Here is a 25,908-nt window from a genome sequence, read left to right as displayed (position 1 = left end):
CTGCATGGGTCAGTTCCTCAAGGGGAAAAGTCACCTTGTGGCGTTATGCGGGGAGTGAGTGGGGTCATCCCTGCTCCGTCAGTAACGCTTCACGCTTCATTTCCAGTTCAAGCCACTGTTCTTCACATTCGGCCAGTCTGGCTTCAATTTTCTGTAGCTCAGTGGAGTGTCGGTCAAACGCTTTGGGGTCTTTGCCGTACAGGTCTGGGTTCGCCATGCTGGAGCGGTGCGTCTGGGCTTTGGCTTCCAGTTTTTCCATTTCCTGCGGTAGATTGTCCAACGCATACTGGTCTTTATAACTCAGTTTACGGGTGGCCTGTCTGGTTGCCTGCTCGCGGGGTCTGGCGGGTTCGGGCGTGGGGATGACTGGGGATGTTTCCAGTGGTTGCAGGTTCCGCTGTACCAGCATGTCGCTATAGCCACCGGCATATTCCACCCATAAGCCTCCGCCTTCGGCAGCGAGCACGGATGTGGCGATACGGTCCAGAAAATCACGGTCATGGCTGACCAGCAGGACTGTGCCGGGGTAGGTACTGAGCATATCTTGCAGGATATCCAGCGTTTCCAGGTCCAGATCGTTCGTTGGTTCGTCCAGAATCAGCAGATTGGATGGCTTGGCCAGTGCACAGGCCAGCATAAGACGGCCCCGTTCCCCGCCAGACAGGGCATGAACGGGGGTACGTGCCTGCTCGGGACGGAAGAGGAAGTCCTTCATATAGCCAATAACATGACGCTTTTCGTCCCCGATCTGCACCATGTCTCCCCCGCCATCGGTCAGGGTTTCGGCCAGAGTGCGGTCGGGATTAAGGGAGCGGCGCTGCTGGTCCAGTGTGACCATGCTCAGGGATGGACCAAGGTTAATGGTGCCGCTATCTGGCTGGTCGCCTCCGGTCAGGAGGCGTAGCAGGGTTGTTTTACCTGCACCGTTGGCCCCTACAACGCCTAGTCTGTCCCCGCGCAGGACGCGCAGGTTCAGGTTCTGGATAACGCATTTGTCTCCCCACGCCTTGTTCACGTCCTCCGCTACAGCCACAAGACGGCTGGAAGTGGAGGCGGACTGGGCATTGAGTGTGACCGTGCCCGGAGCGCGCACTGCATCCCGTCGGGCCGTGCGCAGGGCCGCCAGTTCGCGCACACGGCGCACGTTGCGTTTGCGGCGGGCGGTTACGCCGTAGCGCATCCAGTCTTCCTCACGCGCGATCTGGCGGTCCAGTTTGTGGGCATCGCGCTCTTCCTGTTCCAGCACGTCTTCACGCCAGGATTCAAAGCGCTCAAACCCTTCATCCAGTCTGCGGGTGATGCCCCGGTCCAGCCAGACCACGGAACGGGAGAGGGTGGAGAGCAGTCGCCGGTCATGGCTGATCATGATCATGGCCGAGCCAAGACTGAGCAGTTCGCGCTCCAGCCATTCAATGGTTGGCATGTCCAGATGATTGGTTGGTTCATCAAGCAACAGCACATCAGGGGCGGCAGCCAGCACGCCTGCAATGGCGCAGCGGCGGACCTCCCCGCCGGAAAGATGGGCCGTGTTTTCAAGCCCCGTCAGGCCAAGGGCGTCCAGCATGGGGCCGGTGCGCCATTCCATGGCAGGGTCTGCAATCTGGGCTGCAACGTAGTCAGCCGTTGTTGCATACGCGCTCAGGTCCGGTTCTTGGGGGAGGTAGCGTAATGAGGCGCCGGGTTGAAGGAAGACGCTGCCACCATCAGGCTGAATAATACCCGCCGCGATTTTGAGCAAAGTGGACTTGCCCGAACCGTTCCGTCCGACCAGGCAGACACGCTCGCCTTTGCCAACAGCAAACCCCGCGCCATCAAGGAGCGGTTTGCCGCCAAGGGTTAAGGTAATATCCTGCAGATGAAGTAGGGGGGGTAGCGCCATAACAGATTGCCAGCCGTTCCAGAATAAGGTCGATCAAGGTTTCTGGCAGCTTTTTACCCAACAAATCAGGTCTGAGCTACACCCATACTGCTTACGGCCTGATAGGTGGCAACGGCAAGGGTTAAGGGGTCAAACGGTTTGGTAATGACAAAACTGGGTTCCAGTGTTTCACCCGTCAGCAGTCGTTCGGGGTAGGCCGTGACATAAATGACAGGCACTTTAAAGTTTGCAGTAATTTCAGCCACCGCAGCCATGCCATCCCCACCTGGACCAAGGTTGATGTCTGCCAGAATAAGGCCGGGCCGGGTCTGTGCGGCCAGTTGCACGGCATCGGCCTGTGTATGGGCAATGCCCGCAACCTTATGGCCACACTGCATGACCAGAAGTTCAATATCCATGGCAATAATGGGTTCGTCCTCAATAATCAGGACGGAGGTCTGCACGCCTTTATGGAGCTGCTTTTGCGCAGTCTCCAGTTCATGGGCGGCCTGATCGTGGGGCAGGCCGATAATTCTGGCTGCCGTTTCCATATTGATTTCTTCCAGCGTGGTCAGCAGCAGCAACTGCCGCTGTGTGGAGGAAAGACCCGGCCCCTGTGTGCTTCTGTGTATCTCGTCCGCAGCGTAAAGGCGTGAGATGGCCTGATAGAGCTGGAGCAGTGGAGTAAACCCTGCCGCCGGGGGTTGAGAGGTCAGGCCCCTCAGGCTTTGTGCGACCAGCAGATCCCCCTCGGGCTGGTTGCCGGTCAGGGCGCGCGCATAACGTCTGCCATAAGGGAGAGCCCGGATCAGCCCGTCACGCAGTGACTCTGACATGACAAATCTCCTTATGATTGGGTCATGATAAAATATACGGTAAGGCAATGATGCCACGGAGCGGCGTTTGCTGAAAGGGGATGAATCCTGATTAACACACCAAATTCCGATCAGGGCGAGACGCGTTCCCCCTTTAAGGCGGAATTACTGACGCTTTTGCCATCCCTGCGCGGCTTTGCGCGCTTTTTGGCGCGTGACCCCGCTCTGGCGGATGATCTGGTGCAGGAAACCGTTCTGCGCGCGCTGGACCGTATGGCGCAGTACGAGGCAGGCACCAGCCTGAAGGCGTGGTGCTTTACCATTTTGCGCAATCTTTTTCTGGAACAGCGGCGGCGCGGTAAAAAAGAGCGTGAGGTGCTGGCCGATTACGGGCAACACCCGCAGCAACGGGCCGTATCTTCAGCAGACGGGCGGCAGGAAGTGCACGAACTTGAGGCCCTGCTCTGGCAGCTGACGCCGCTGTTGCGTGAAGCGCTGGTGCTTATTGGCGCGCAGGGCATGACCTATGCCGAGGCAGCCGAGATTTGCGAGGTGGATGTCGGGACCATCAAGGCCCGCGTCTCCCGCGCCAGGGCCATGCTGCACAAACTGGCGCAACCGCTGGCGGAATAGGGTGGCCAGATCATGGGAGCACCACAGGCTCCCGGTTTCGTGATTACAAAAAATGCATTCGGATGTAACCTCGGCGGGGTCTTGTTCATTGCTCCCATAAAACGGAAGAAGAGCGGAGTACAAATCAATGACAGCCTCGTTATTCCACGATCAGGTTATTTCCATCCTGCCCAAGCTGCGCGTGCAGGCGCTGGCGCTGACCCGTAACCGCACCGCCGCAGAAGATCTGGTGCAGGACGCTGTTTGCAACGCGCTGGCCGCTCAGCAGAGTTTTATCCCCGGAACCAATTTTGCGGCATGGATGCACCGCATCCTGCGCAACCGCTTTATTTCCGACCTGCGTAAAAAGCGTGAAACTACGGATATTGATGATGCTCCCCAGTCCATGCTGGCCGTAGCTGCCCGGCATGATGACCGGCTGAGTCTGATGGAGTTGGATGCAGCGCTTGCACGGCTGCCAGATGACCAGCGGGAAGCTTTGGTGCTGGGGGTTCTTGAAGGAATGAGCTATCAGGAACTGGCTGAAGTGTCCGGCTGTGCTGTTGGCACAGCAAAAAGCAGGGTTTTCCGCGCCCGGCGTCAGCTTGAGGTCTGGTTAACTGGAGAAGAATCCGTGTCTGATTCAGGTAATCGCAAAAAAGGCGAACATGAGCGGGCTGGAATGGCAAAAAAAAGTGGCGGCGCGCAGCGGGTTTCCTCTCGTATGAGCGTAGCATTGGTCTGAATATGGCGCATGCTGGGCTTATGAGTTGCAGGTCTGTCGGGGATGAGTTGCCTGCTCCGCACACAGTGGCGTCAGGCAAACAACGGCAGGATCCAGGGTTCGGAATGGGAAAGAGTATGGATGGCGCTCCCCCCCGCAAAGGCAGGCAGCCTCGGGATCAGGCTTTTGATGTCTGGCTGAAGCGCGGCCTGCACCAGCTTTTTGATGATGTTGTGAATGAACCTGTACCTGAAGAGCTTCTGAAGCTGATTGAGGAAGACCGGAGCAGGCAGGACTGAGCCTTGTGTCTGCCTTTTCCCTGCTTGGGCAGGCTGCCCGGCGTGTTGGTGCCCTGCTGATGTCCGGGTTGGGGCGGGTGTTTATCACCACCAGCGCGCGTATGCGTGCGCTTATCTGCCTGTCAGGGGTTCCTGTTCTTTGTATTGGCGCTGTTCTGGCCCTTCGGAACTATCAGGAAGTCCGGGTGGGGAGTGCCCAGCGCGCCGTTGCCACCATTATGCGGCTGGACCAGCAGTTCCGGCACGATACGGACCGCCTGCGCAGCGCGCTGGAAACAATTGGCAATATGGAGCTGACGCATGACCAGCTCGTGCATGCACTTAAACTGGCTGAAACCATTAGTGGCCAGCGGTACTGTTTTTTAGCTGTTCTGGATGAAAGTGGCAAAAAACTCGAATCTGTTTCGCCCTCAGGCCGTTCCTGCGCTGAGGTCGGAACCTTGACTCCACCTGCGCGGATTAACGCCACAGTCATGGAAGCCGTGCAAAAAAGTGGTGGTGGGGAAGATAACGGGGCATTTTTGCGGATAACCGTGCCTGCTGTTTTTCTGGAGGATCCGGAATCGCATGGCTATCTGGTCGGTATCCTGCAAATTTCGCGCACACAGGCCTATCTGGGCGGTGCTTCGGGGTGGGAGGCTTTTTCAGATGATACAAACCCCGTTCAGGCGTGGTTGTTAATGCATGACGGGGAGCTTTTTCCCGTTTGTACCAACTGCAACTGGGAGCAGCCTCCACCAGAACTTGTATTTTCGTTAAAGGAAAAGCTGGAAAAAAGTAACAGTTCGGTTGTGTCGCTCCCCTCCATGCAGGGGGGCTATGCTCTTGGTGGCATTGCCGGTGGGGCCGATATTTTTGTCTCGACCCAGCGTACACCCATAGAGGCGGATGCGTTGCGAGCCATGGTTTTCCAGATTGCGGCCCTGCTGTTCCTGCTTGCCGCTGGGCTGATCGGGGTTACGCTGGCGGCTAATATCGTGCTGGTGTGGCCTTTGCGACGGCTGACATATTCCGTACGCAAATGGCAGATGGAAGGGGTGTTTGACGGGCGCATTACGCGCACCATGCCCCTTGAGCTGCAAAGGCTCGGGCAGGCCTTTACGCGCGCAACACAGCGCCTTTCCCGGCATGAGGCTCGGCTGAAGAAGGCCATGGCGCATCAGGAACTCCTGATGAAGGAAATTCATCACCGGGTCAAAAACAACCTCCAGATTGTGGCGTCCCTGCTCAATCTTCAGGCCAATCAGATTGCTCACCCCGAGGTCAAGGCGGAGTTTGCTCTGGCGCGCGACCGAATCCGCGCACTGGCAACGCTTCATCGTACACTTTATGCCGAGGATTCACTGACCAGCCTGAACATGGCCGTATTTTTGAAAGACCTGTGCGAACAGACCTTTCATATCGCGGGGGAGACGGATGCGGGGCGTATTCGTTTGCAGGTGGAGTCAGACAGCTTCTGGATGGATCCGGATCAGGCGGTACCTCTGGCGCTGATCGTGACCGAGATCGTGACAAACTCGATCAAATACGCCTTTCCCGATGGCCGGATGGGAACCATTCATGTGCGGCTGACAAAAAATGGTAATCTGGTCACGCTGAATGTTGGTGATAACGGGACCGGCTGTTCGTTCGATCCCGCATCAGGCGCGCAGGGGATCGGGCTTAAGCTTATTCATGGTTTTGCCAGACAACTAAAGGCATCTTTGAGCTACAGTGGCAAAGATGGCGTGCAGTTCACTTTGCTTATGCATCTGGAAAAAGCGGAAAACCCGTAAAATATGACCACCCGCAGAACGCTGGCATGCCTTACGCGCAGCAGGGAGTGGCGATCTAAACTGTTGCGTCCTTGGCAGAGCAGTATAAACGCTGTCTGTCATGAGGAACGAGAAAGCAGCAATACGTAACTGGACGCGCCTCCAGTCGCGTCTTGGTCGTCAGGCAGCGCGATCAGTGGTTGGGTCCGGGCTGCTCTCCAGTCTTGCCGGTATTGGGCAGGCCTGGTGTGTGGCTGTTGTTCTTGGGCATGCCCTGGTGGTGTGGCAGACGGGCGGGCAGGGGGCTGCTTTTCCGGCATGGCCCTTTATGCTGTTCCCGGCTCTGGCCATGTTGCGTGCCCTGTGCATGATCAAGGCGGATGTGGCTGCTGCACAAGCGGGTATTGTAGCACGCAGGCGCTTGCGGGGGGAGGTGCTGGCCTCCATTCTTGCCGGTGGCCCTGCATTGCTGCGGCGCACGCATAGCGGTGTGCTGGCCTCTCTTGTCGTGGACCGGATAGAGGCACTGGACGGCTTTTTTGGCCGTTGGGTGCCTGCCTCCGTGCTGTGGATGGCGGCGCCCCTGCTTGTTCTGCTTCCCGTGGGCATCATGCAGCCGCGTGCTGCTGTTATTCTGGGCCTGTGTGGTGTGGCGGTTCCTGTTGGGCAGGCCGTCTTTGGCATTGGCGCGGCTGTGGCATCGCGCAACCAGTTTTTGGCCATGACCCGTCTTCAGGCGCGTTTTCTGGATCGTATCAAAGGCATTGCGACCATTGTTCTGGCCGGTCGGACAGAGGATGAAACCCGCCGTTTGGGGGATGCTGCCGAAGAACTGCGCGTGCGTACCATGAAGGTGCTGCGGGTGGCGTTTCTTTCCTCTGCTTCAATTGACTGTGCCATGGTTATTGCGTTCATTCTGCTTGCCGTGCTCGACGGGCGTCAGGCATTGGCCATGCAGGCTGCCGGCCCATCGCCCGCATTGCAGCAGACTGTGGTTGCAAGCCTGTTTGCCCTGCTGGCTGTGCCGGAGTTTTTTGCACCCCTGCGCGGTCTTGCGCTGGCGTATCAGGACCGTGCTCACGCCCAGGGAGCAGCGACCGCCATACTGGACCTGCCCGAAGTTATGGAACGTCCGGTGCTGGGTGGAGCCCGGACCGTTAGCGCCAATGGCGTAATGGTGGCGTTTGATGATGTCGGCTTTACGTGGGACCCTGCGCGCGGGCCTGCTCTGGAGCACGTCAGCTTTACCGTACCTGCGGGGGAGACACTGGTGCTGGCAGGGCCGTCGGGTGCAGGCAAATCCACTATCATGGAACTGTTGCTGGGGTTTATTGTGCCTCAGAACGGGCGCGTTCTGTTTAATGGTGCTCCTTTGCAGAGCATAGTCCCCGACGCCCTGTCCCGTGTGGTGTCATGGATCGGGCAGAAGCCAGTGCTGTTTGCTGGTTCCCTGCGCGATAATATTCTGTTCGCCAGACCCGATGCGGATGAGCAGGAACTGGCAAATGCGCTGCGTTCCGCCGCAGTGGATGAGTTCCTGCCAACGCTGCCCGATGGATTGGATACACAGATCGGTGAGGGTGGGTTTGGCCTGTCCGGCGGGCAGGCGCAACGCATTGCCATTGCGCGGGCCTACCTCAAAAATGCTCCGGTTCTACTGCTGGATGAACCCACGGCGCATCTGGACCCTGCCACCGAAAAAAGCGTTTTTGAAAGCCTGCAACGTCTGGCCGTTGGTCGTACGGTTATTCTGGCCACACATTCGGCTGCGGCTCATATGTTCAAGGGGCGGCGGATAGACCTGCAAAACGGGCGCGTCATCAATCGGCAGGGGGCTGCATAACATGGCAATGCAAGATCAGACATCAGCCGGACACCCCCCCGCACGGATGCATAATGTGCCTGCACAGCCCCCTGCCAGATTTACGGACTGGCAGGCTGTGTGCGTTATATTCGGCTTGTGGCGCAGGCAGGGATTGCGGCTGGTGGGGGGCGCGCTACTGGCTTTGGCCGCGCTGGCCTGCGGGCTAGCACTTATGCAGACTTCCGGCTTGCGGCTGGCAGGGGGTGTGCTGGGCGAAGTGGTGGTGACAACCGCATTGCTGCGCTGGGTTGGTGTGGGGCGCGTGACGCTGCGTTATGCGGAGCGCCTGTTTGCGCATGACGCCATGTTCCGTGCGCTGGCAGATCTGCGGGTCTGGTTTTTTCATTCCCTTGCCCATGGTGCGGCGGCAGGGCTGGGGTTCCGCCGGGCGGGGGATATGCTGTCCCGTCTGGTATCCGATATTGGTGCGCTGGATGGGCTTTACCTGCGGATTGTTGTGCCGCTGGTCTGCGCGGGTCTGACCTTTCCGGCCCTGCTGGTTATTGTAGGGCAGCAGAGCCTTGTGCTGGGGGTGGCGGTTGGCGTGCTGTTTGCCTGTTCGTCTTTTCTGGTGCCCTGGCTGATTGCACGGTCGGGGCAGAAAGCGGCTGACCAGGCGGCTCATCTGCTGGCGCATTTGCGTATTTCCGTGCTGGATCTGGTAGGGGGGCTGCGCGAAATCCGGGCATTTGGTGCAGAAGGGCGGATGCTGGCCCGCGTACAGGCCGCAGATGCGGCACTGTTGCAGGGGCAGATGGCTGTGGCCCGACGTGCGGCATTCGCCAATGGTCTGGCTTTTTTGTTCGGGCAGTTTGCCGTTTTTATGGTGTTGCTGGCCATTGCAGGTATTCTGCTACCCAAGGTAGGCGCGCTTGAAGGGGTGAGCATACTCTTTTTGACCGTTGCCGCGTTTGAAAGTGCTGTAACCCTGACACGTGCAGGTTTGCAGGCCGGTGTTATGGGGGTTTCGGCCCGCAGGGTGGTGGAAATGGCAGTGCAGCCCGCCGCTGCCAATGCGCAGGTTACGCAGGAGAATGCTCCGGCGGATACCAGCATCCACCTGAATAATGTACGATTCCGGTGGGCGGAAGACAGGCCGTGGGTTTTAAAAGGGCTTACTCTGGATATTCCCGCAGGAGCACGGGTGGCCATTCTGGGGCCCTCGGGCACGGGGAAGTCCAGTCTTGCGGCTTTGCTGTTGCGTGCGGCAAGCCCACAGGAAGGTCATATCTATCTGGGCGGGGAGGATATTGCCACCATACGCCCCGATGCGGTGCGGAGCAGAATGGCCTGGCTTTCGCAGGCGACGCATCTGTTTGATGACACCATTCGCGCTAATCTGCTGCTCGGTCGGCCTGATGCCTCCGAAGATGACTTATGGAAGGCTCTCGATCAGGCTGCGGTGTCCGATGTTGTGCGGGCACTGCCCGAAGGGCTGGATACCTGGGTGGGAGAAGGGGGGATTCGTCTCTCCGGCGGGCAGGGGCGTCGTATTGCGCTGGCGCGTACACTGCTGACTCCTGCGCCCATTCTTATTCTGGACGAACCCGCCACCGGGCTGGATGCGCAGACAGAGCAGGACTTCCTCCGGACCTTGAATACCGTAACCGAGGGCCGCACGGTCATACTGATTGCCCATCGCCTGACCGGGGTGGAAAAGCTGGATCGCATCTGGCGTCTGTCCGATGGTGTGGCAAAAGCTGCTGCGGCCTAGGCCTGCTGGAATCGTTGTTGACGCCAGCTGTCGGGAGGGGCACCAAATAAAACGGTTTTGTTTTGATAATTCAGGAATGACCATTATGCGCCGCTTGTTTTCAGTCGCCTGCCTCAGCCTTCTGGCTGCCTGCGCCAGTCAGGCTCCTCGCAAATATGTTGTCTTTTTTTCCAACCAGTCGGCCGAGCTTGATCAGGCCGGGCAGGAAGTGGTTGCGCAGGTCGCGCAGGAAGCGGAGAAGCGCCCTTCCCGCATTGTTCGGGTTGAAGGCTATGCCGGGGCTGGCAAGGATCTGTCTGCCGATGCGCTCGTTGCAATCCAGCGGGCCAAGGCAGTGACGGCAAAGCTGCAGGAAGACGGCGTGCGCGGTGATCGTATTGTGGAAACACCTCGCGCTCCTTCCAACATGGAAGGGATGGTTGTTGGCTCCCGCCGTGTAGAGATCGAACTGACAAGCCCCTGAACGCCATGGAGGAAAGAGAGCCTGCATACCCCGATATTCCTCCGTATGAGCCGCCTTTAGGCCTGCCGGAGGAAAGGGCGCCTGCAGTGCCCCCGCGTGACCGGTTTTGTAACCGGTCCGTACTGGAGGTGTTGCAGGCTGTTTTTGGGTTTCCCGGGTTCAGAAGTTTGCAGGCACAGGCCGTAGAGTGCGCCATGCAGGGGCAGGATGCCCTTGTGCTCATGCCTACGGGCGGGGGCAAAAGTGTATGTTACCAGATTCCAGCTTTATGTCGGCCGGGCATGGGGCTGGTTATCTCCCCCCTTATTGCACTTATGGACGATCAGGTGGCGGGGCTCAGGCAGCTTGGGGTTAATGCTGCCGCGCTGCATTCCGAACTGGACGAAAACGAGTCTGCCCAGATCAGGTCCGATCTGGCAAATGGTCGTGTGGACCTGCTGTATATCTCGCCTGAACGGCTCTTGTCTTCAGGTACGCTGGACCGTCTTACGCGTATTCCGCTGTCCATTATTGCCATAGACGAAGCACACTGCATTTCAGCCTGGGGGCATGAGTTCCGGCCCGAATACAGGGCGCTGACCGCACTGCCACGGCATTTTCCCAACGTGCCACGGCTGGCTCTGACCGCCACGGCGGATGAACGCACGCGTGATGATATTCTGGCGGCGCTGGATATGCCGCATGCGCAGGTTCTGGTTTCAAGCTTTCATAGGCCCAACCTCAATATTGCCGTTCAGCCCAAAGGCTCGGAGTTGAAGCAACTGCTTGTAGCACTTGAGCGTTACAGGGAAGATGCATCCATTGTCTATTGTGGAAGCCGCGCCAGAACCGAGCGTATAGCGGCCTCCCTGCGGGAGCGCGGCTGGCCTGCCCTGGCGTATCATGCGGGGCTGTCCCCGGTGGAAAAACGTGCGGCGTTGCTGCGTTTTCGCTCGGGGGAGCCGCTGGTCATTGTGGCTACGGTAGCTTTTGGCATGGGTATAGACCGCCCGGATGTGCGCGCCGTTGTGCATCTGGACATGCCTTCCTCGCCCGAGGCCTATTACCAGCAGATCGGTCGGGCAGGGCGTGATGGCCTGCCGTCCGATACCGTGCTGCTTTACGGGGGCGAGGATATAGCCCGCGCGCGCTACTGGCTGGACCAGTCCGCCGCTCCGGATAACGAAAAACGCATCATGCGCAGCCGTCTGGAAGCCATGATCGCGTTTACTGAAACGACAGGGTGTCGCACACAGGCGTTGCTACACTGTTTTGGCGAGGAACTGGCACAACCCTGCGGACATTGTGATAACTGCCGCCACCCTGTGCTGACATTTGATGGAACGGAAGCCGCCCGCAAGCTGCTCTCGGCCGTGTATCGCACGGGGGAAAGTTTTGGCGCACTGCACGTTATTGCGGTTTTGCGGGCCAAGAAGACCGATGGCATAAGCCGTAACGGGCACGACAGGCTTTCGGTCTGGGGGATTGGTCAGGACAGGAGCGAGGCGTTCTGGCGCGGTGTGGTGCGCCAGCTTATTGCGCGCGGAGCGCTGCGGATAGAAGGGCAGTATGGCGGATTGCGACTGAACCCCGATATTGCCCGTCCGATCCTGCGCGGGGAGGAAAATGTTGCCTTGCGGGCTGACCCGGTTGTGGAGCACGCAGGTAATGTGGGGTCCACGCGCGGGCAGAGGCAATCTGTGGGGCTGGACCTGCCAGAAGACCGTCTGGCCCTGTTTGAAGCCTTGCGTCAATGGCGGCGGGAAGAAGCCAGAGAGCAGGAAATTCCTCCGTATGTCATTTTCCATGATTCGGTTCTGAAAGACATAGCGCTCGAAAAACCCGATGATCTGGGTACCTTGGGAGAAATCAAGGGCGTAGGTCGCTCCAAGCTGGAACGTTATGGCGAGGCTGTTCTGGCAGTTATTGAGGCAGAACCAGCATGAGTAATGCTCTGGAAAAACGGCGCAGGCATATTCTGCGCCTTGTCAACCAGCACGGCTATGTTGCCAGCGAGGAACTGGCGCGCGAGTTGGGTGTAACTGTGCAGACCGTACGGCGGGACGTCAACATGATGGCCGGGCAGGGGCTGCTGGCCCGCCATCATGGGGGGGCCAGCAGCCTTTCCCCCGCGGAGAACATTGCCTATTCCGACCGGCAGATACTGAACCTCCAAGCCAAGGACGCCATAGGGCGGGAAGCCGCAAAGGCCATACCGGACGGAGCCTCCCTGTTCATCAATATCGGAACCACAACCGAGGCTTTTGCCCGGTCGCTGCGCACCCACAGGACCTTGCGGGTTATTACCAACAATATCCATGTTGCGACCCTGCTGGCTCCAGCCCCTGAATGTAGCCTGATTATTACAGGAGGCAGTGTGCGGCTGCGCGATGGCGGGATTGTGGGCCCGGCTGCTGCTGCCATGATCGAGCAGTATCGGGCAGATTTTGGCGTTATCGGTATTTCCGGCATTGATGCGGATGGCACGCTGCTGGATTTTGATGCGGACGAAATTAACGCGGCGCAGGCGATCATGCGCAACGCCAGAACGGTGTTTCTGCTGGCCGACCATACCAAGTTTTTGCGCAGACCCATGGCGCGGGTAGGGCATATCTCCCAGATCAATGCATTTTTTACGGACCAGCCCCCCTCAGCGGGTATTCGTGCCATTTTGCGGGAGCATGATGTGCAGCTCCATGTTGTTGGCGCGCAGGAGTGTTCGTAAAAGAACATCATGGTTCAAAAAATATCTTCCATCGGGGACGATGACCATAGTTCTTGCGTTCTGTTTTCGAATTCGAATAAAATGAACGGAGCCTTCGTGTAGATGGAACCGATAAAAACCATGTCAGCAGCAGAAACACCTGAACGTATTTATGACCTTCTCGTTATCGGGGGGGGCGTTAACGGTACCGGCATCGCGCGTGACGCCTGCGGGCGTGGTGCGTCCGTCCTGCTGGTGGAACAGGATGATCTGGCAAGCTATACCTCCTCTTCCAGCACCAAGCTGATCCATGGTGGTCTGCGCTACCTCGAATATTATGAGTTCCGTCTTGTGCGTGAAGCGCTGATGGAGCGCGAACGCCTGCTGACCATGGCCCCGCACATCATGTGGCCACTGCGTTTTGTGCTGCCTCATTCCAAACTGGTACGTCCGGCGTGGATGCTCCGGGCCGGGTTGTTCCTGTACGATCATCTGGCATCCAATATGACGCTGCCTAAATCCATTGGCGTGGATTTTCGTAAGCATTCTTCAGGCCGTGCGCTCAAGCCTGAATATACCAAGGGATTCATCTATTCCGATGGCTGGGTGCAGGACAGCCGCCTTGTCGTGCTGAATGCCATGGACGCGGCAGAGCGTGGGGCAGATGTGTGGGTGCGTACCCGCCTGGTTGCCGCGCAGCGCGTGAACGGGCAATGGGTGGCAACACTGGAAGACCGTATGACGGGCCAGACCCGGAGTGTGCGCGCCAGGGCAATGGTTAACGCGGCTGGTCCGTGGGTTGCGCGTCTGCTGGCCGATACGCTTAAAATCCCCAATTCCAAATCTGTGCGTCTGGTCAAGGGAAGCCACATTATTGTCCCGCGTGTTTACGAAGGGCCGCAGGCTTACATTTTTCAGAATCCTGATAAGCGGATTGTGTTCGCCATTCCATATGAGCAGAAGTTCACCCTGATCGGCACGACAGATATTCCGTGGAAGGATGAGCCGGGCAAGGTTGGCATTGCACCAGATGAAGTAACGTATCTGTGCGAGAGCGTGAACCGCTACCTGAATGTGCAGGTCCATGAGCACGATGTCGTGTGGAGCTACGCAGGACTGCGCCCATTGTATGATGATGCTTCTGCCAACGCATCTGCGGTTACGCGCGATTATGTTCTGGATCTGGACACGCGGGATGGTGCGCCCCTGCTTTCCATTTTTGGTGGCAAAATCACGACCTATCGCAAGCTGGCCGAACACGCGCTGGAAAAGCTGGCTCCGGTGCTGCCCGTAGTGGGTGGCCAGAGCTGGACTGCGGGCGAAGTGCTGCCCGGTGGTGATATTGGTGAAGGTGGCTTTGATGGTGCCCTTGCCCGCTTGCGCCGCGCAGCCCCCTGGTTGCCAGAGGAACTGGCCTGGCGTCTGATGCGCAATTACGGCAGCCGTACATACGAAATTATCGGACAGGCCAGCAGCATGGACGATATGGGAGAACTGCTGGGTGGGAATCTGAGCGCGCGGGAAGTTGATTACCTGATGGCGCGCGAATGGGCCCGCACGGCAGAAGATGTGCTGTGGCGGCGCAGCAAGCTGGGCCTGCATCTGAATGATGCCGAAAAAGCCCGTGTTGAAACCTATGTTCAGAAGAAAGCTGTCTGATCTGTAAAATACCGCTTTCCGAACAAAAAAACAAAAAGAGGAAAGATATGGATAAGGTAAAAAATAGCCTCTGGGGCGAGCTGATAGCCGAGTGTCTGGCGGTGCTGATCATTATTCTGATCGGTGATTCCGTTGCGGCCATGTATTCGCTGTATGACCCAAGCCCTTACCAGCTCTCCTACTGGGGAGTTGCCATTACGTGGGGGCTGGGCGTGACCCTTGCCATTTACGTGACCGGTGCTGTTTCTGGCACACATGCCAATCCTGCGGTTACACTGGCCCTTGCCTGCTACCGTGGGTTTGCGTGGCGCAAGGTGCTGCCGTACTGGGGGGCGCAGGTAGTCGGCGGCTTTTTGGGTGCGTGTCTGGTTTATGCCCTTTATGGTTCGGTTATCGTGCATTATGCGCTGTCCCATCATCTGGATTTTGCCAATGATGGCGCTGCAGCAGGCGTGTTTTTTACCCATCCGGGCGATTTTGTAACGCCCCTGCACGCGCTGCTGAACGAGACAATCCTGACGGCTTTTCTGGTCCTCGGTATTTTTGCAGTGACCTGCCAGTACAATACGGCCGCGCCTCAGGCCAATTCTGGCGCGTTGATCATTGGCTTGCTGGTGGCCATTATCGGCGCATCTTCGGGGTATCTGGAAGGGTGGGCCATTAACCCTGCACGCGATTTTGGACCTCGCCTGTTCTGTTTTGTCGCGGGCTGGGGGCGTACGGCTCTTCCTTCTCCCCAGAATTACTGGTGGGTGCCCGTTGTAGGCCCGCTTGTGGGCGGGGTTATCGGGGCCACGCTTTACCAGACGCTGCTGCGTCCGTTCATGCCCGCACTGGGCCGTCATTCCACTCCTGCGGCAGACTGACTGCTCAGAATAAGAAGGGATATTCCCCATGACCAAAAAAGATTGTGTTCTGGCGATTGATCAGGGAACAACATCAACCCGCAGCATCGTTTTTGATCATCACGCCAACGAACTGGCTGCTGCCCGTCAGGAGTTTCCGCAGCATTACCCCAATGCCGGTTGGGTGGAGCACTGCCCCGAAGATATCTGGACCGACGTGCTAACCACAGCGCGCGCGGCGCTGGAGCAGAGTGGTGCTGCGGACCGGGTTGCAGGTATTGGCATTACCAACCAGCGCGAAACCATTGTGGTGTGGGAGCGCAGTACGGGCAAGCCGATCCATCGCGCGATTGTCTGGCAGGACCGGCGGACGGCCAGTGTCTGCCAGAAACTGCGTGACGAGGGAGCCGAAGCTCTGGTGCGCGAACGCACGGGGCTGCTGCTGGACCCCTATTTTTCCGCTACAAAACTGGCATGGCTGCTCGACAACGTGGCCAATGCCCGCGCCCGTGCCGAAAAAGGCGAACTGGCGTTTGGCACCATTGATTCGTTTATCCTGTGGCGGTTGACAGGTGGCAAGGTCCACGCAACCGATGCGACCAATGCCTCACGCACCATGCTGTTTGATATTCATCGTCAGCAGTGGGATCAGGACCTTCTGAGCCTGTTCCGTATTCCTGCCAGTCTGCTGCCCGAAGTCAAGGATAGCAGCACACTGTATGGGGAAACGGACCCGGCCCTGTTTGGACGGCCCATCCCCATTGCCGGGATTGCCGGCGACCAGCAGGCAGCCGTTGTGGGACAGGCCTGCTTTACGCCGGGCATGGCCAAGGCCACTTACGGAACGGGGTGTTTTCTGTTGTTGAACACGGGGGATAAGCCCGTGGAATCACGGAACCGGATGTTGACCACGGTTGCCTACCGGCTCAATGGCAAACCAACATATGCTCTGGAAGGCTCTATTTTTGTGGCCGGTGCGGCCATCAAATGGCTGCGTGACGGGTTGCACCTGATCACCCATGCATCCCAGACGGATGATATGGCAACCCGCGTGCCGCACAGCCACGGTGTGTACATGGTGCCCGGGTTTGTCGGCCTTGGTGCCCCCCATTGGGACCCGGATGCACGTGGCCTGATCTGTGGTCTGACGCTGGATGCCACTGCGGCCCATATTGCCCGGGCAGCGCTGGAGTCCGTGGCGTATCAGACGCTGGATCTGGTCAGCGCCATGGTGCAGGACGGTGGTGGCACCACGGAGAGCATTCGTGTGGATGGTGGCATGTCCGCCAATGACTGGTACTGCCAGTTCCTCGCAGACATGCTGCAAGCCAGGGTCGAACGTCCGCGTAATGTCGAAACGACAGCTCTGGGTGCAGGTTTTCTGGCCGGTATGGCCACTGGTGTCTGGGAAAATGAGGAAAACGTAGCGGCAGAATGGGCGCGTGGCTCCCTGTTCGAGCCTAAAATGGACAATACCCAGCGTCGGACCATGATCGCTGGCTGGCATCAGGCTGTCAAGCGCACGCTCAGCACCTATACCGGTGGCTAGGTGGAACGGTGCCAAAAAAACCGGCGCGCGTGCCGGTTCTTTTGGTGGCTGTTCCTGTACTATTGGGCGGTGGATGTCACCGGTGCGGACATGGTTTTGCTTGATCCGCCAAGAAACTGGAATGTAACCGGCACATTGGGTTGGGTCAGTACCCGTGCCACAGGGTTCACACAGAGCATATGGTAGCCAGCGCCTGCAAATACCAGTGTTGTGGTTTCCGGCAGAGCCAGATGCTGGAACAGACGGCGTGTGGCAGATGTGTTTTCCTGGTCGGCATGGTAGCCGATCAGCGCGCCACAGGCAGGAGAGATAACGCCGGTCAGCAGATGGGTCGTGTGGCTGTTATTGGTAAGGCTGAAATACAGTTCCGTCCGCCCATCGCCCTGTGTGGGGGGGAGGTGAAGTAAAATATCGGTAATGGTGATATCCTGCTGGGCGTTAGCCTGTCCGGGAACGGATTGTCCGTCATTGTGTTCCTGTGCATGTAAGGCGCCGGGTGCTGTCAGACTGATCAGAGCGCTGGCCAGTATTGCTTGGTAACGAGGTTTCATGGTGTCTCCGTGGGCCTTGGGGCATGAGCAGTATGGACGAACCCGCTTAAAACAAATATCTGAGTGTCACCTAGCGCTCTTTGAACAGCACAATGCCGTCGGATACGCGCCTGAGGGAAGGTTGGTACCATCATGCGTTGCCCTTTTTGCGGGAACCCGGATAGTCAGGTCAAGGACAGTCGCCCGAATGAAGAAGGGTCGGCCATCCGTCGTCGCAGGGCGTGCCTGTCCTGTGGGCAGCGATTTACCACAGTAGAACGTGTACAGCTGCGCGAACTGGTCGTGGTCAAGCAGGATGGGCGGCGTGCGCCGTTTGACAGGGATAAAATCTCTCGCTCTATCCGTATTGCCTTGCGCAAGCGCCCGGTATCGGATGAACAGATGGAGCAGATTGTAACCGGGGTGGTACGCCAGCTTGAAGCTTCGGGGGATACGGAAGTCGCTTCCGCTCGCATTGGTGAACTTGCCATGGACGCGCTCAAGGAAGTGGATGGCGTGGGGTATGTGCGTTTTGCCAGCGTGTACCGGGATTTTACGGAAGCCCGGGATTTTTCCGAGATTCTGACGCTCATGGAAAGCAAAACCCAGCAGAGCGAACAAAAAGACTAGACCTTTATGTGTAAAAACGCCACAAAACGCGGCTTCGCATAAAAGTGGGGCAGGAGAGAACGATGACCGAACTACAGGACCAACCCAAGCTCAAAGCCGCACAACGCCCGCGCACAGCCGCGCGTGTTGCCGCCGTACAGGCGCTGTTCCAGATTGAACAGAATGGGGATCGTCCGGATTCCGTTATTGAGCAGTTTCTGGTCCATCGGTTTGGCACGACCCTGAGCGGTGAATCCTACGAGGATGGACGTATTCCCGAAGCGGATGTGGCCCTGTTTACCGCCATTGTAAAAGGGGCTGTTTCCAACCGCACGGCTATTGAAGGCGATATTGCCCAAACTCTGCCATCCACCTGGCCGATTGAACGGCTGGACCCGGTCCTGCGTGCCCTTTTTGTGGCTGCCATAGCGGAGTTCCGCCACGCAGAAGTACCCGCTGCGGTCCTGATCAATGAGTATATGGACGTGGCGCATGGTTTCTTTTCTGGGGATGAGCCCCGTCTGGTGAATGGTGTGCTGGATACGCTTTTCAAAACCCCTACACCGGTTGAAGATCATGACAGCACCGCCGTCCCCCCGATTGCAGACTGATCTGCCACCGGAGTTTGCGTTTATACGGCGGCATTTTTTAGCACTTGCTGGGCCTGCTGCCCTGAACTTGCAAGATGACGCCGCGGTGTTCTCGCCTCCGCAGGGGCGCGAAATGGTTATGGCGGTTGATGCCATGGTGGAAAATGTTCATTTTCTACCGACCGACCCCCCCGATACAATTGGCCGGAAGCTGTTGCGGTGCAACCTGTCTGATCTCGCCGCCATGGGCAGCCAGCCGGAAGGCTGGCTGCTGGCGTTTGCGCGCCCTCCTCATATCACGGATGGCTGGGTAGAGCAGTTCTGCACGGGTCTGGCACAGGATCAGGCCCACTTCGGGCTGAGCCTTATGGGGGGGGACACGACCTCTACCTCCGGACCGCTCGTTCTTTCGCTGACCATTGTCGGCTCGGTCCTGTCCGGTCAGGCTATCCAGCGGTGTGGCGCGCGGGCAGGGGATGGTCTGTGGGTCAGCGGAACCATAGGGGACGGGGCGCTGGGCCTGCGCGTGTTGCAGGGGGTAGAGCCTCCTCTGGCCGACCTTACAGGCTATCTGGCGCAGCGCTACCGTCTGCCGCAGCCACGGATAGGACTGCCCCTGCATGGTCTGGCATCTGCTGCTATGGATGTATCTGATGGACTGGTGCAGGATGCAGGCCATCTGGCGCGGGAGAATGCCCTGCATGTGCGTATTCTGGCTGATCAGGTTCCTCTCTCGCCTGCTGCGCGCGCATTAGGGGCCGCATGGCGGGAAGTCTGCCTGACTGGCGGAGATGATTATGAAATCCTGTTTGCCGTACCCACTGAACGGGAGCAGCAGCTTCTGTCCTGCCCTAACCTGCCTACGCCGTATGGGATTGTGCCTGTAACACGGATAGGCCAGTTTGAAGCCGGTGAGCCGGGTGTGTCCGTTGTGGATGATGCAGGGCAGCCCATGCACTTCAGGACCAAAGGCTGGAGTCACTTGTAGGTGGTTTGTGCGCAAGGAGGGTTTGCACCCGGTTGCGGCGCTTGCCTGTAAAGGGGAGGATTCAGATGTCTGGCTGGACCAGAATCTTCTCATACATACGATGCCGTTTGTATGGAGTAGGGACTATACGCTCAATAAGGTTCCGCAGTCCTGTATGTGTTTCCAGCACCCAACCCAGTTCAATGGTCCGGTAGGGCAGGATGTGTCCGCGTCGCATCAGTTCATCAATAATCAGAACAGGCAGCATGGCGCGCAGGGCGGTGCTCATATATTTCTGGCGAACACCAAGGAGCACAACCCGGGCGGAATGAAAATCATGCCTGAGAATGCGTGACCCCAGTTTAAGCCAGCCCAGAGGGGAGGGCGCACCGCCAAGATCGCCACTGATGTCAAACATATTGGGTATAACCAGCGCTATGGCGGCGGGTTCGCCCTCAACTTCGGCCAGCACATACTGCTCGGGCCGCAGGATGGGTTTGAGCGCCTTGAGCAGGGTTTCGACTTCGTTGGGGGTCAGGGGAACATTGCCCCATGTGTTGGCCCAGGCATCATTATAGATTTCGCGCAGGATTGTGGCGTCTTCTGTAATGTGTTTAAGGCGCAGGCCACGCATGGTAATCTTGCCAAGACGCTGGCGCAGGTTGGGGGGAATCTGGTTGGCGTGCTCGGCCTGCGGCCCTGTTTCCATACGGTAGGAGAGTAGGTCCATCGCTTTTTTAAAGCCGGTCTCTTCAATGGCTGACCCAAGGGTTGTCGGGTGCCATGGAGTGCCGATCATGGGCATTTCATTCTGCCCTTCAATCATTACGCCGGACTGGCCGTTACTGTTCAGTGTCCATGGGCCGCGGATGCGTTCGACGCCGCGTATTTTAAGCCATTGGGTCGCGGCTTCTAGGAGCAGGGGAACGCAGGCGGGTTCTGCTGTGTCCAGCGCACCAAAAAAACCGGTTCTGAGACCGGGTTGCTTGAGCACAAGGGAGTCTATCTGGGCAGATATGCGGCCAATCGGTTTGCCATCCCGCCATGCCAGAAAATAACACGCAAAGCCATGATCGTAAAAAGGCGCTTTTTTTGGGGAGAGCATATTGCGCTCTTCCATGTCCAAAGGAGCAACATATCCGGGCAGACCATCGTAAAGTTTGCGCGGAAGCTTTATAAAGAGAGAAAGCTGACGTGAGCCCGAAACAGGGGAAACGGTAATCTGAGTCGGGAAAGACATTGCCCCTCCATGGAACGGAAGATGAAAAACTTTCCGGGTGATGCCTTATTCTCTCGCAATGGGAAAGGAAAAAATGTGAATTCTGATGCATCGGGGAAGGGCGTTCTGCGTTCCGTGCTTATTACAGGGGCTACGGGCGGCATTGGTGCAGAGCTGGCACACTATTATGCAGCACCCGGCCGGACCCTGATTTTGTGGGGCAGAAATGCCACGCGGCTGAGCCAGCTAGCCATGGAATGTTGCGCCAGCGGGGCTGTGGTGCATACACGCCAGATTGATCTGTGCGATGGAGCCGCAGCCCTGAAAGCTTTTGAAGAAGATGATGTAACCCATAAGCCAGACTGTGTGGTGCTTGGTGCGGGTCTGTCTGATATTCAGTCTCTTGACGACAAAACGGAAGACCCGCAGAAGGTGCTCCAGCTTGGACTGGTCAATTATGCAACGCCAGTCACACTGGCTACGGCAGCAGCGAGGAGCATGGTCGAGCGGCGCAGTGGGCATATTGCGCTCATAGGTTCCGTTGCCGGGTTTTACGAGATGCCGTTTTCTGCCGCCTATAGCAGCTCCAAATCCGGACTGGCATTTTTTGCCAAATCTGCAGGACTGGCCTGGCGGCAATATGGCGTTCAGCTGACATTGATCGTGCCCGGGTTTGTGGATACGCCCATGAGCCAGCGGCTGGAAGGCCCGCGTCCTTTTCTCGTTCCTGCCAAAAAGGCAGCCCGCCTGATTGGTCGCGCCATTGCACAGGGGCGGCGGGAATATATTTTTCCGTGGCCGTTCCGTGTTCTGCGTGTAATCGAACGCCTGCTTCCCCAAAAATTGCGCGAGCATATTCTGCTCAGTCTGGCTGTGGGGCAAACAGAGCGATAAGCTGGAGGAGATATGCAAAAGGCCCGGCAGTTCTGCCGGGCCTTTTGGGCGTTTGACTGTAAACTGCGGGTTAACGCGGCTTACAGCCCTGTTCCACTGTTTGATCAGAACGGTGCGTCAATATCGACCACATCAATCAGCTTGTGGTTGACAAATTCCTTGATGCCAAGACCGATCAGTTCGCGGCCAAAACCAGAGCGGGCCACGCCGCCAAACGGCAGGTCGGCTTTTACCATTGTCGGATGGTTGATGTAGACCATGCCGGTGTAAATGCGGCGGGCTACTTCCACTCCCAGCTTGGTGTCCTGCGTGAAGACGGAGCCGCCCAGACCGTAGGGGGAGTCATTGGCTATGCGAATGGCGTCTTCGGTGTCTTTCGCGCGGTAAAGCTGGGTAACCGGGCCGAAGAACTCCCACAGACGGGCTGGGTTGTTTTCCAGATTGGTGAGCAGTACCGGACGGAAGAAAGCGCCTTTTTCAGGCACGGGGGCACCAATAACTTCGGCTTTGGCACCCAGCTTGCAGGCTTCGTCAACCTGTGCTCGCAGGTCGTCCGCTGCTTTTTGGGAGGAGAGCGGAGCCAGCGTGGTGGCCGGGTCCATCGGGTCCCCCGCCTTCAGTTCGGCAACGCCTTTTTTGTAGAGCTCCACAAAGCGGTCATAAATGGCGTCAGCCACGATCAGCCGCTTGGAAGAAACGCAAACCTGACCGGCATTCCAGTGACGGCCAAAAACAGCCCATTTGACTGCTTTTTCAAGATCGGCATCTTCGAGTACAATAAATGCGTCCGAGCCACCAAGTTCCATGGTCGCTTTTTTGAGCGCCTTGCCTGCAACGGAAGCCACAATGGCCCCCGCCCCTTCGGAGCCGGTCAGAGCCACACCGCATACGCGCGGGTCGTTCAGCACGGTTTCGGTGTGATGGCGTGCGAGGTACAGGTTACGGAATGCACCATCAGGCAGGCCAGCCTTGCGCATCAGGTCGTCAAATGCTGCGGCACACTGGGGAACATTGGAGGCATGCTTGAGGATGACCGTGTTCCCGGCGGAAAGCTGGGGCGCAATAATGCGGGCGATCTGGTAGTAAGGGAAGTTCCACGGCTCAATGGCAAACACAATGCCCTGGGGTTCCTGGACCAGCATGGCCTGACCCTCTTCGGGGTTTTTGACTGGCAGGACTTCGGCTGCCAGCAGGCGCTCGGCATGCTCGGCGTAGTATTCAAAAATTTCGGCCGAGAGCGTGACTTCGGCCTTGGCTTCCCCAAAAACCTTGCCCATCTCCAGCGTCAGCAGGGCTGCGTAATCGTCCATGTTGTCGCGCAGGATCCGTGCTGCGGCGGACATAACCTTGGCGCGTTCGGCAAAGGAGGTATCACGCCAGGACTGGAATGCGGTATAGGCGGCGTCCAGGGCGGTTTGTACTTCCTGGTCCGTGGCGTCGGCAAAAGTTTTGACGACTTCGCCTGTGTAGGGGTTTGTAGTGGCGTAAGCCATAAGCCTGTTCTTCCTTGGCTGTGTGATCAGTGATGCCACAATGAGCTGGAAGAGAGGGAAGGTGATAGAGCAATTCTGCCCACTTCTTGCCTGATTCTCTCTGTCGGGTTATTTGAGTGCTGTTTCAGGCAAGGCATGGGCGTGACTGATTGCCTTATTCTGCTCTATCTGGAATGGTCGTGTACTGGTCTGTCTTTCCGGGCCGGGAGTGTGGCAGAGCGCAACAAAGAGGCACGCATGCCCGGTAATCTGGCAGAATTACAGAAGCTGGTGCTCAGGCACTGTACCCATTCCACGGTCACAACCGCCATTCCCGAGCTTACGCTCTACCGGGCCGAGGTGGTGAGCGAGCCCATTCCCTTCGTGTTTGAACCGCGCGTGTACGTGATTGTGCAGGGTAGAAAACAGGTCATGCTCCGTGACCGTATTTTTGATTATGATGACAGTCATTACCTTGTTACCGCCGTAGATCTGCCCGTAGCAGGATGCATTACACAGGCTACGCCAGAACGCCCCTATCTGGCTCTTTGTCTGGCGCTGGACCCGGCTTTGATTGCGGAACTGCTGCTGGTTGTGAATGACCAGCAGGTGGACCCTAATCAGGCGTGCATTATGGGTATGGGGTTAAGCCCGCTTAACTCGGCCATTACCGAACCACTTTTGCGGCTGATGAAGCTGCTGGACCAGCCAGAGGATATCCCCATTCTCAAACCCCTGATCGTGCGTGAACTCCTTTACCGGTTGTTGCAGGGCAATCAGGGATGCGCACTCAGGCAGATTGCAACGGCGGGGAGCAATCTCTCCCACATTAACAGGGCCATCCACTGGATTGCCCAGCACTATGCGGAGCCGTTTGATATCGGCCGGGCCGCCCGTGTGGCGGGTATGGGGCTTTCCACCTTTCATCGGCATTTTCGGGCGGCCACCAACATGAGTCCCCTGCAATACCGCACCCAGTTGCGTCTGCAGGAAGCGCGCAGGCGCATGGTCAGCGAGAATGTGGATGCAGCAGAAGCCGCTTTTGCCGTGGGGTATGAGAGTCCCTCCCAGTTCAGTCGGGAATACCGGCGTATGTTCGGGCGGCCTCCGGCAACGGATGCACTGTGCGTAAGGGCGGACCAGATTCTGGAGCGCAATGGTAGCAGAGTGCTATACGCCCATCAGACCCATTGCACCTAGTCCAGCCGCGGAGCATTACGCAGGACTGGGTGAAACAACCCGGTGCTGGACAACCTGACCTACAATAATCAGGGCAGGGCTGGTTATGTGGTTCCTTGCAACCTGCCGGGGTAGTGTACTGAGTGTGCCGCTCAGTACACGTTGCCGGGGCAGTGTGCCGCCTTCTACAATAGCTGCAGGCCAGTCTGCTGGCAGGCCATGTTCCACCAGCCTTGTGCAGAGCTGCTCAACCAGCGTGAGCCCCATGTAAATGACAATGGTCTGGCTGCGCAGGGCAATGGTCTCCCACGCCAGATTAAGGGTGCCATCGGCCCGTGCATGACCGGTAATAAACAGGCAGGCCTGTGCGCAGTCACGGTGTGTGAGCGGTATGCCAGCATAGGCCGCGCACCCGTTGGCGGCGGAAATGCCGGGAATGATGCGGAATGGCACGCCTGCTTCCATCAGCGCTTCTATTTCCTCCCCGCCACGGCCAAAAATGAACGGGTCTCCCCCTTTAAGCCTGAGCACACGTTCTCCCGCTCTGGCGCGGCGGATGAGCTCGGCGTTGATGCCATTCTGGGGGAGAGTGTGGTTGTTGGTCTGCTTGCCAACAAAAATCCGTTCGGCATCCCGGCGTACGTAGTTCAGAATATCCGGTCCAACCAGATTGTCGTACAGAACACTATCTGCATCCTGCATGAGCCGCAGTGCTGCAAGCGTGAGCAGGTCGGGGTTGCCCGGACCTGCGCCGACAAGCCACACTTCTCCGGTTTTGGCGTGACCTTGGTCCAGAATGCGGTCGAGTTCGGTCTGGGCTGCCTGCGTGTTGCCTGCCATGGCCAGTGCGCCGCCCGCTCCATCTAAAAAATGTTCCCATACCCGGCGGCGTATGGCGGAATCCGGCACGCGGGTGCGCAGGGCCAGACGGCTTTGCTGCATGAACGCAGCCAGTCTGTGCAGGCCTGCTGGCATGATCTCTTCAATTTTCGCGCGGAGCCTGCGCGCCAGCACAGGGGCGGCCCCACCGGTGGAAACCGCAATCTGCACAGCGCCGCGGGTTGTCATGGCCGGGGTAATGAAGCTGGAAACCTCGGGAGCATCCACCGCACATACGGGTATGTTCATGCTCTGGCACAGCGCGCTGAGTTCGGCATTCAGTGCGCGGTTACTGGTGGCCAGATAAACCATGCGGCAGCCGGGTAGTCGGGTTGTCAGGTTTTCCACCGTAGCGTCCTGGCGTGTGACTTCCGCTTTGCCGTCCGCCACAAGGCGCTCAAGTTCGGGGCAGAGTGTGGGGGAGAGAATTTCCACCCGCGCGCCCGTAGGGACCAGAAGCTGCACCTTGTTGGCCGCGACATTACCGCCGCCCGCCACAAGAACACGTGCCCCTTCCAGATGGAGCATGATGGGAAACCAGCTGGTTCGCTCAAATGAAGCTTGCATGAGACATGCTGCAAGCAGGGTTTTGCCCGCGATGCAAGAAGAAGCTGCGTCAAACGGGATAAAAATGGATGCCTGCCGTGCCATGAGGCGCTTTGACAAGTCCATATCGGGCGGCCTAACACGAACACGGGCTGGCTCCTGATACATTGCGCGCAAGGGGCGA

General features: G+C 58.0%; 23 protein-coding genes. 17 read left to right on the top strand and 6 right to left on the bottom strand.

Annotated elements, in window-relative coordinates; genetic code table 11:
• Positions 1 to 64: 64 nt before the first annotated feature.
• Both PY793_RS12205 and PY793_RS12200 read right to left on the bottom strand, forming a co-directional pair.
• Complete coding sequence (locus tag PY793_RS12205; RefSeq protein WP_275178290.1) at positions 65 to 1,879, bottom strand: ABC-F family ATP-binding cassette domain-containing protein; 1,815 nt, start codon at positions 1,877 to 1,879, stop codon at positions 65 to 67.
• A gap of 65 nt (positions 1,880 to 1,944) precedes the next feature.
• The gene (locus PY793_RS12200) at positions 1,945 to 2,694 is read right to left on the bottom strand and encodes a PhyR family response regulator anti-anti-sigma factor (RefSeq protein WP_275178289.1); all 750 of its coding nucleotides are present in this window, start codon (positions 2,692 to 2,694) and stop codon (positions 1,945 to 1,947) included.
• Positions 2,695 to 2,859: 165 nt separating this feature from the next.
• Between PY793_RS12200 and PY793_RS12195 the strand changes: the two genes are divergently transcribed.
• The 12 genes from PY793_RS12195 (at position 2,860) to glpK (ending at position 16,839) form a co-directional block, all read left to right on the top strand.
• Positions 2,860 to 3,306: a sigma-70 family RNA polymerase sigma factor gene (locus PY793_RS12195; protein ID WP_275178337.1), complete on the top strand. Its 447-nt coding sequence runs from the start codon at positions 2,860 to 2,862 to the stop codon at positions 3,304 to 3,306.
• A gap of 127 nt (positions 3,307 to 3,433) precedes the next feature.
• Positions 3,434 to 4,030, top strand: coding sequence for a sigma-70 family RNA polymerase sigma factor (locus PY793_RS12190; protein WP_275178288.1), 597 nt, complete (start codon positions 3,434 to 3,436; stop codon positions 4,028 to 4,030).
• 116 nt (positions 4,031 to 4,146) lie between these two features.
• Complete coding sequence (locus PY793_RS12185; protein ID WP_275178336.1) at positions 4,147 to 4,308, top strand: NepR family anti-sigma factor; 162 nt, start codon at positions 4,147 to 4,149, stop codon at positions 4,306 to 4,308.
• A gap of 101 nt (positions 4,309 to 4,409) precedes the next feature.
• A complete protein-coding gene (locus PY793_RS12180; RefSeq protein WP_342803927.1) occupies positions 4,410 to 6,083 on the top strand; it encodes a sensor histidine kinase in 1,674 nt (557 codons plus the stop codon).
• 100 nt (positions 6,084 to 6,183) lie between these two features.
• Positions 6,184 to 7,905 (top strand): thiol reductant ABC exporter subunit CydD, encoded by a 1,722-nt coding sequence (cydD, locus tag PY793_RS12175; protein ID WP_275178286.1) that lies wholly within the window; start codon positions 6,184 to 6,186, stop codon positions 7,903 to 7,905.
• Between the two features lie 46 nt (positions 7,906 to 7,951).
• Positions 7,952 to 9,640, top strand: a complete 1,689-nt coding sequence (cydC, locus tag PY793_RS12170) for a thiol reductant ABC exporter subunit CydC (protein WP_275178335.1) — start codon at positions 7,952 to 7,954, stop codon at positions 9,638 to 9,640.
• Between the two features lie 85 nt (positions 9,641 to 9,725).
• Positions 9,726 to 10,103 carry an OmpA family protein gene (locus PY793_RS12165; protein ID WP_275178285.1) on the top strand — a complete coding sequence of 126 codons (378 nt, stop codon included), beginning with the start codon at positions 9,726 to 9,728 and terminating at the stop codon, positions 10,101 to 10,103.
• A gap of 5 nt (positions 10,104 to 10,108) precedes the next feature.
• Positions 10,109 to 12,028: a DNA helicase RecQ gene (gene recQ, locus PY793_RS12160; protein ID WP_408744708.1), complete on the top strand. Its 1,920-nt coding sequence runs from the start codon at positions 10,109 to 10,111 to the stop codon at positions 12,026 to 12,028.
• On the top strand, positions 12,025 to 12,807 hold the full coding sequence (locus tag PY793_RS12155; protein ID WP_275178283.1) for a DeoR/GlpR family DNA-binding transcription regulator: 783 nt from the start codon (positions 12,025 to 12,027) through the stop codon (positions 12,805 to 12,807). The genes recQ and PY793_RS12155 overlap by 4 nt, the downstream gene beginning before the upstream one ends.
• A 102-nt stretch (positions 12,808 to 12,909) precedes the next feature.
• Positions 12,910 to 14,445, top strand: a complete 1,536-nt coding sequence (glpD, locus tag PY793_RS12150; protein ID WP_408744707.1) for a glycerol-3-phosphate dehydrogenase — start codon at positions 12,910 to 12,912, stop codon at positions 14,443 to 14,445.
• Between the two features lie 47 nt (positions 14,446 to 14,492).
• Positions 14,493 to 15,311 carry an MIP/aquaporin family protein gene (locus PY793_RS12145; RefSeq protein WP_275178281.1) on the top strand — a complete coding sequence of 273 codons (819 nt, stop codon included), beginning with the start codon at positions 14,493 to 14,495 and terminating at the stop codon, positions 15,309 to 15,311.
• Positions 15,312 to 15,339: 28 nt separating this feature from the next.
• Complete coding sequence (glpK, locus tag PY793_RS12140; protein WP_275178280.1) at positions 15,340 to 16,839, top strand: glycerol kinase GlpK; 1,500 nt, start codon at positions 15,340 to 15,342, stop codon at positions 16,837 to 16,839.
• A gap of 59 nt (positions 16,840 to 16,898) precedes the next feature.
• Here glpK and PY793_RS12135 read toward each other — a convergent pair whose 3' ends face one another.
• A complete protein-coding gene (locus PY793_RS12135; protein WP_275178279.1) occupies positions 16,899 to 17,390 on the bottom strand; it encodes a copper chaperone PCu(A)C in 492 nt (163 codons plus the stop codon).
• A gap of 132 nt (positions 17,391 to 17,522) precedes the next feature.
• Here PY793_RS12135 and nrdR point away from each other — a divergent pair, with 132 nt between their 5' ends.
• The 3 genes from nrdR (at position 17,523) to thiL (ending at position 19,556) form a co-directional block, all read left to right on the top strand.
• Positions 17,523 to 17,999, top strand: a complete 477-nt coding sequence (gene nrdR / locus PY793_RS12130; RefSeq protein ID WP_086646468.1) for a transcriptional regulator NrdR — start codon at positions 17,523 to 17,525, stop codon at positions 17,997 to 17,999.
• A 62-nt stretch (positions 18,000 to 18,061) separates the two neighbouring features.
• Positions 18,062 to 18,589: a transcription antitermination factor NusB gene (gene nusB / locus PY793_RS12125; protein WP_275178278.1), complete on the top strand. Its 528-nt coding sequence runs from the start codon at positions 18,062 to 18,064 to the stop codon at positions 18,587 to 18,589.
• Positions 18,555 to 19,556 carry a thiamine-phosphate kinase gene (gene thiL / locus PY793_RS12120; RefSeq protein ID WP_275178277.1) on the top strand — a complete coding sequence of 334 codons (1,002 nt, stop codon included), beginning with the start codon at positions 18,555 to 18,557 and terminating at the stop codon, positions 19,554 to 19,556. The genes nusB and thiL overlap by 35 nt, the downstream gene beginning before the upstream one ends.
• A gap of 61 nt (positions 19,557 to 19,617) precedes the next feature.
• Here thiL and PY793_RS12115 read toward each other — a convergent pair whose 3' ends face one another.
• Entirely contained in the window at positions 19,618 to 20,775 is a 1,158-nt protein-coding gene (locus PY793_RS12115) for a hypothetical protein (RefSeq protein WP_275178276.1), read from the bottom strand.
• Between the two features lie 21 nt (positions 20,776 to 20,796).
• Between PY793_RS12115 and PY793_RS12110 the strand changes: the two genes are divergently transcribed.
• Positions 20,797 to 21,648 carry an SDR family NAD(P)-dependent oxidoreductase gene (locus tag PY793_RS12110; protein ID WP_275178275.1) on the top strand — a complete coding sequence of 284 codons (852 nt, stop codon included), beginning with the start codon at positions 20,797 to 20,799 and terminating at the stop codon, positions 21,646 to 21,648.
• Positions 21,649 to 21,752: 104 nt separating this feature from the next.
• On the opposite strand, the gene PY793_RS12105 is transcribed toward PY793_RS12110, so the two are convergent.
• Positions 21,753 to 23,141: an NAD-dependent succinate-semialdehyde dehydrogenase gene (locus PY793_RS12105; protein ID WP_275178274.1), complete on the bottom strand. Its 1,389-nt coding sequence runs from the start codon at positions 23,139 to 23,141 to the stop codon at positions 21,753 to 21,755.
• A 135-nt stretch (positions 23,142 to 23,276) separates the two neighbouring features.
• Here PY793_RS12105 and PY793_RS12100 point away from each other — a divergent pair, with 135 nt between their 5' ends.
• A complete protein-coding gene (locus PY793_RS12100; RefSeq protein WP_275178273.1) occupies positions 23,277 to 24,320 on the top strand; it encodes an AraC family transcriptional regulator in 1,044 nt (347 codons plus the stop codon).
• Positions 24,321 to 24,335: 15 nt separating this feature from the next.
• Here the strand turns inward: PY793_RS12100 and cysG are convergent, their stop codons facing one another.
• The gene (cysG, locus tag PY793_RS12095) at positions 24,336 to 25,745 is read right to left on the bottom strand and encodes a siroheme synthase CysG (protein WP_275178272.1); all 1,410 of its coding nucleotides are present in this window, start codon (positions 25,743 to 25,745) and stop codon (positions 24,336 to 24,338) included.
• Positions 25,746 to 25,908 lie beyond the last annotated feature (163 nt).

Origin of the sequence: Acetobacter fabarum (assembly GCF_029069195.1) — a bacterium.
GTDB classification, from domain to species: domain Bacteria; phylum Pseudomonadota; class Alphaproteobacteria; order Acetobacterales; family Acetobacteraceae; genus Acetobacter; species Acetobacter fabarum_A.
The sequence above is the reverse complement of the archived record's forward strand: the minus strand, read 5'-3'. Positions and strand labels throughout refer to the sequence as shown.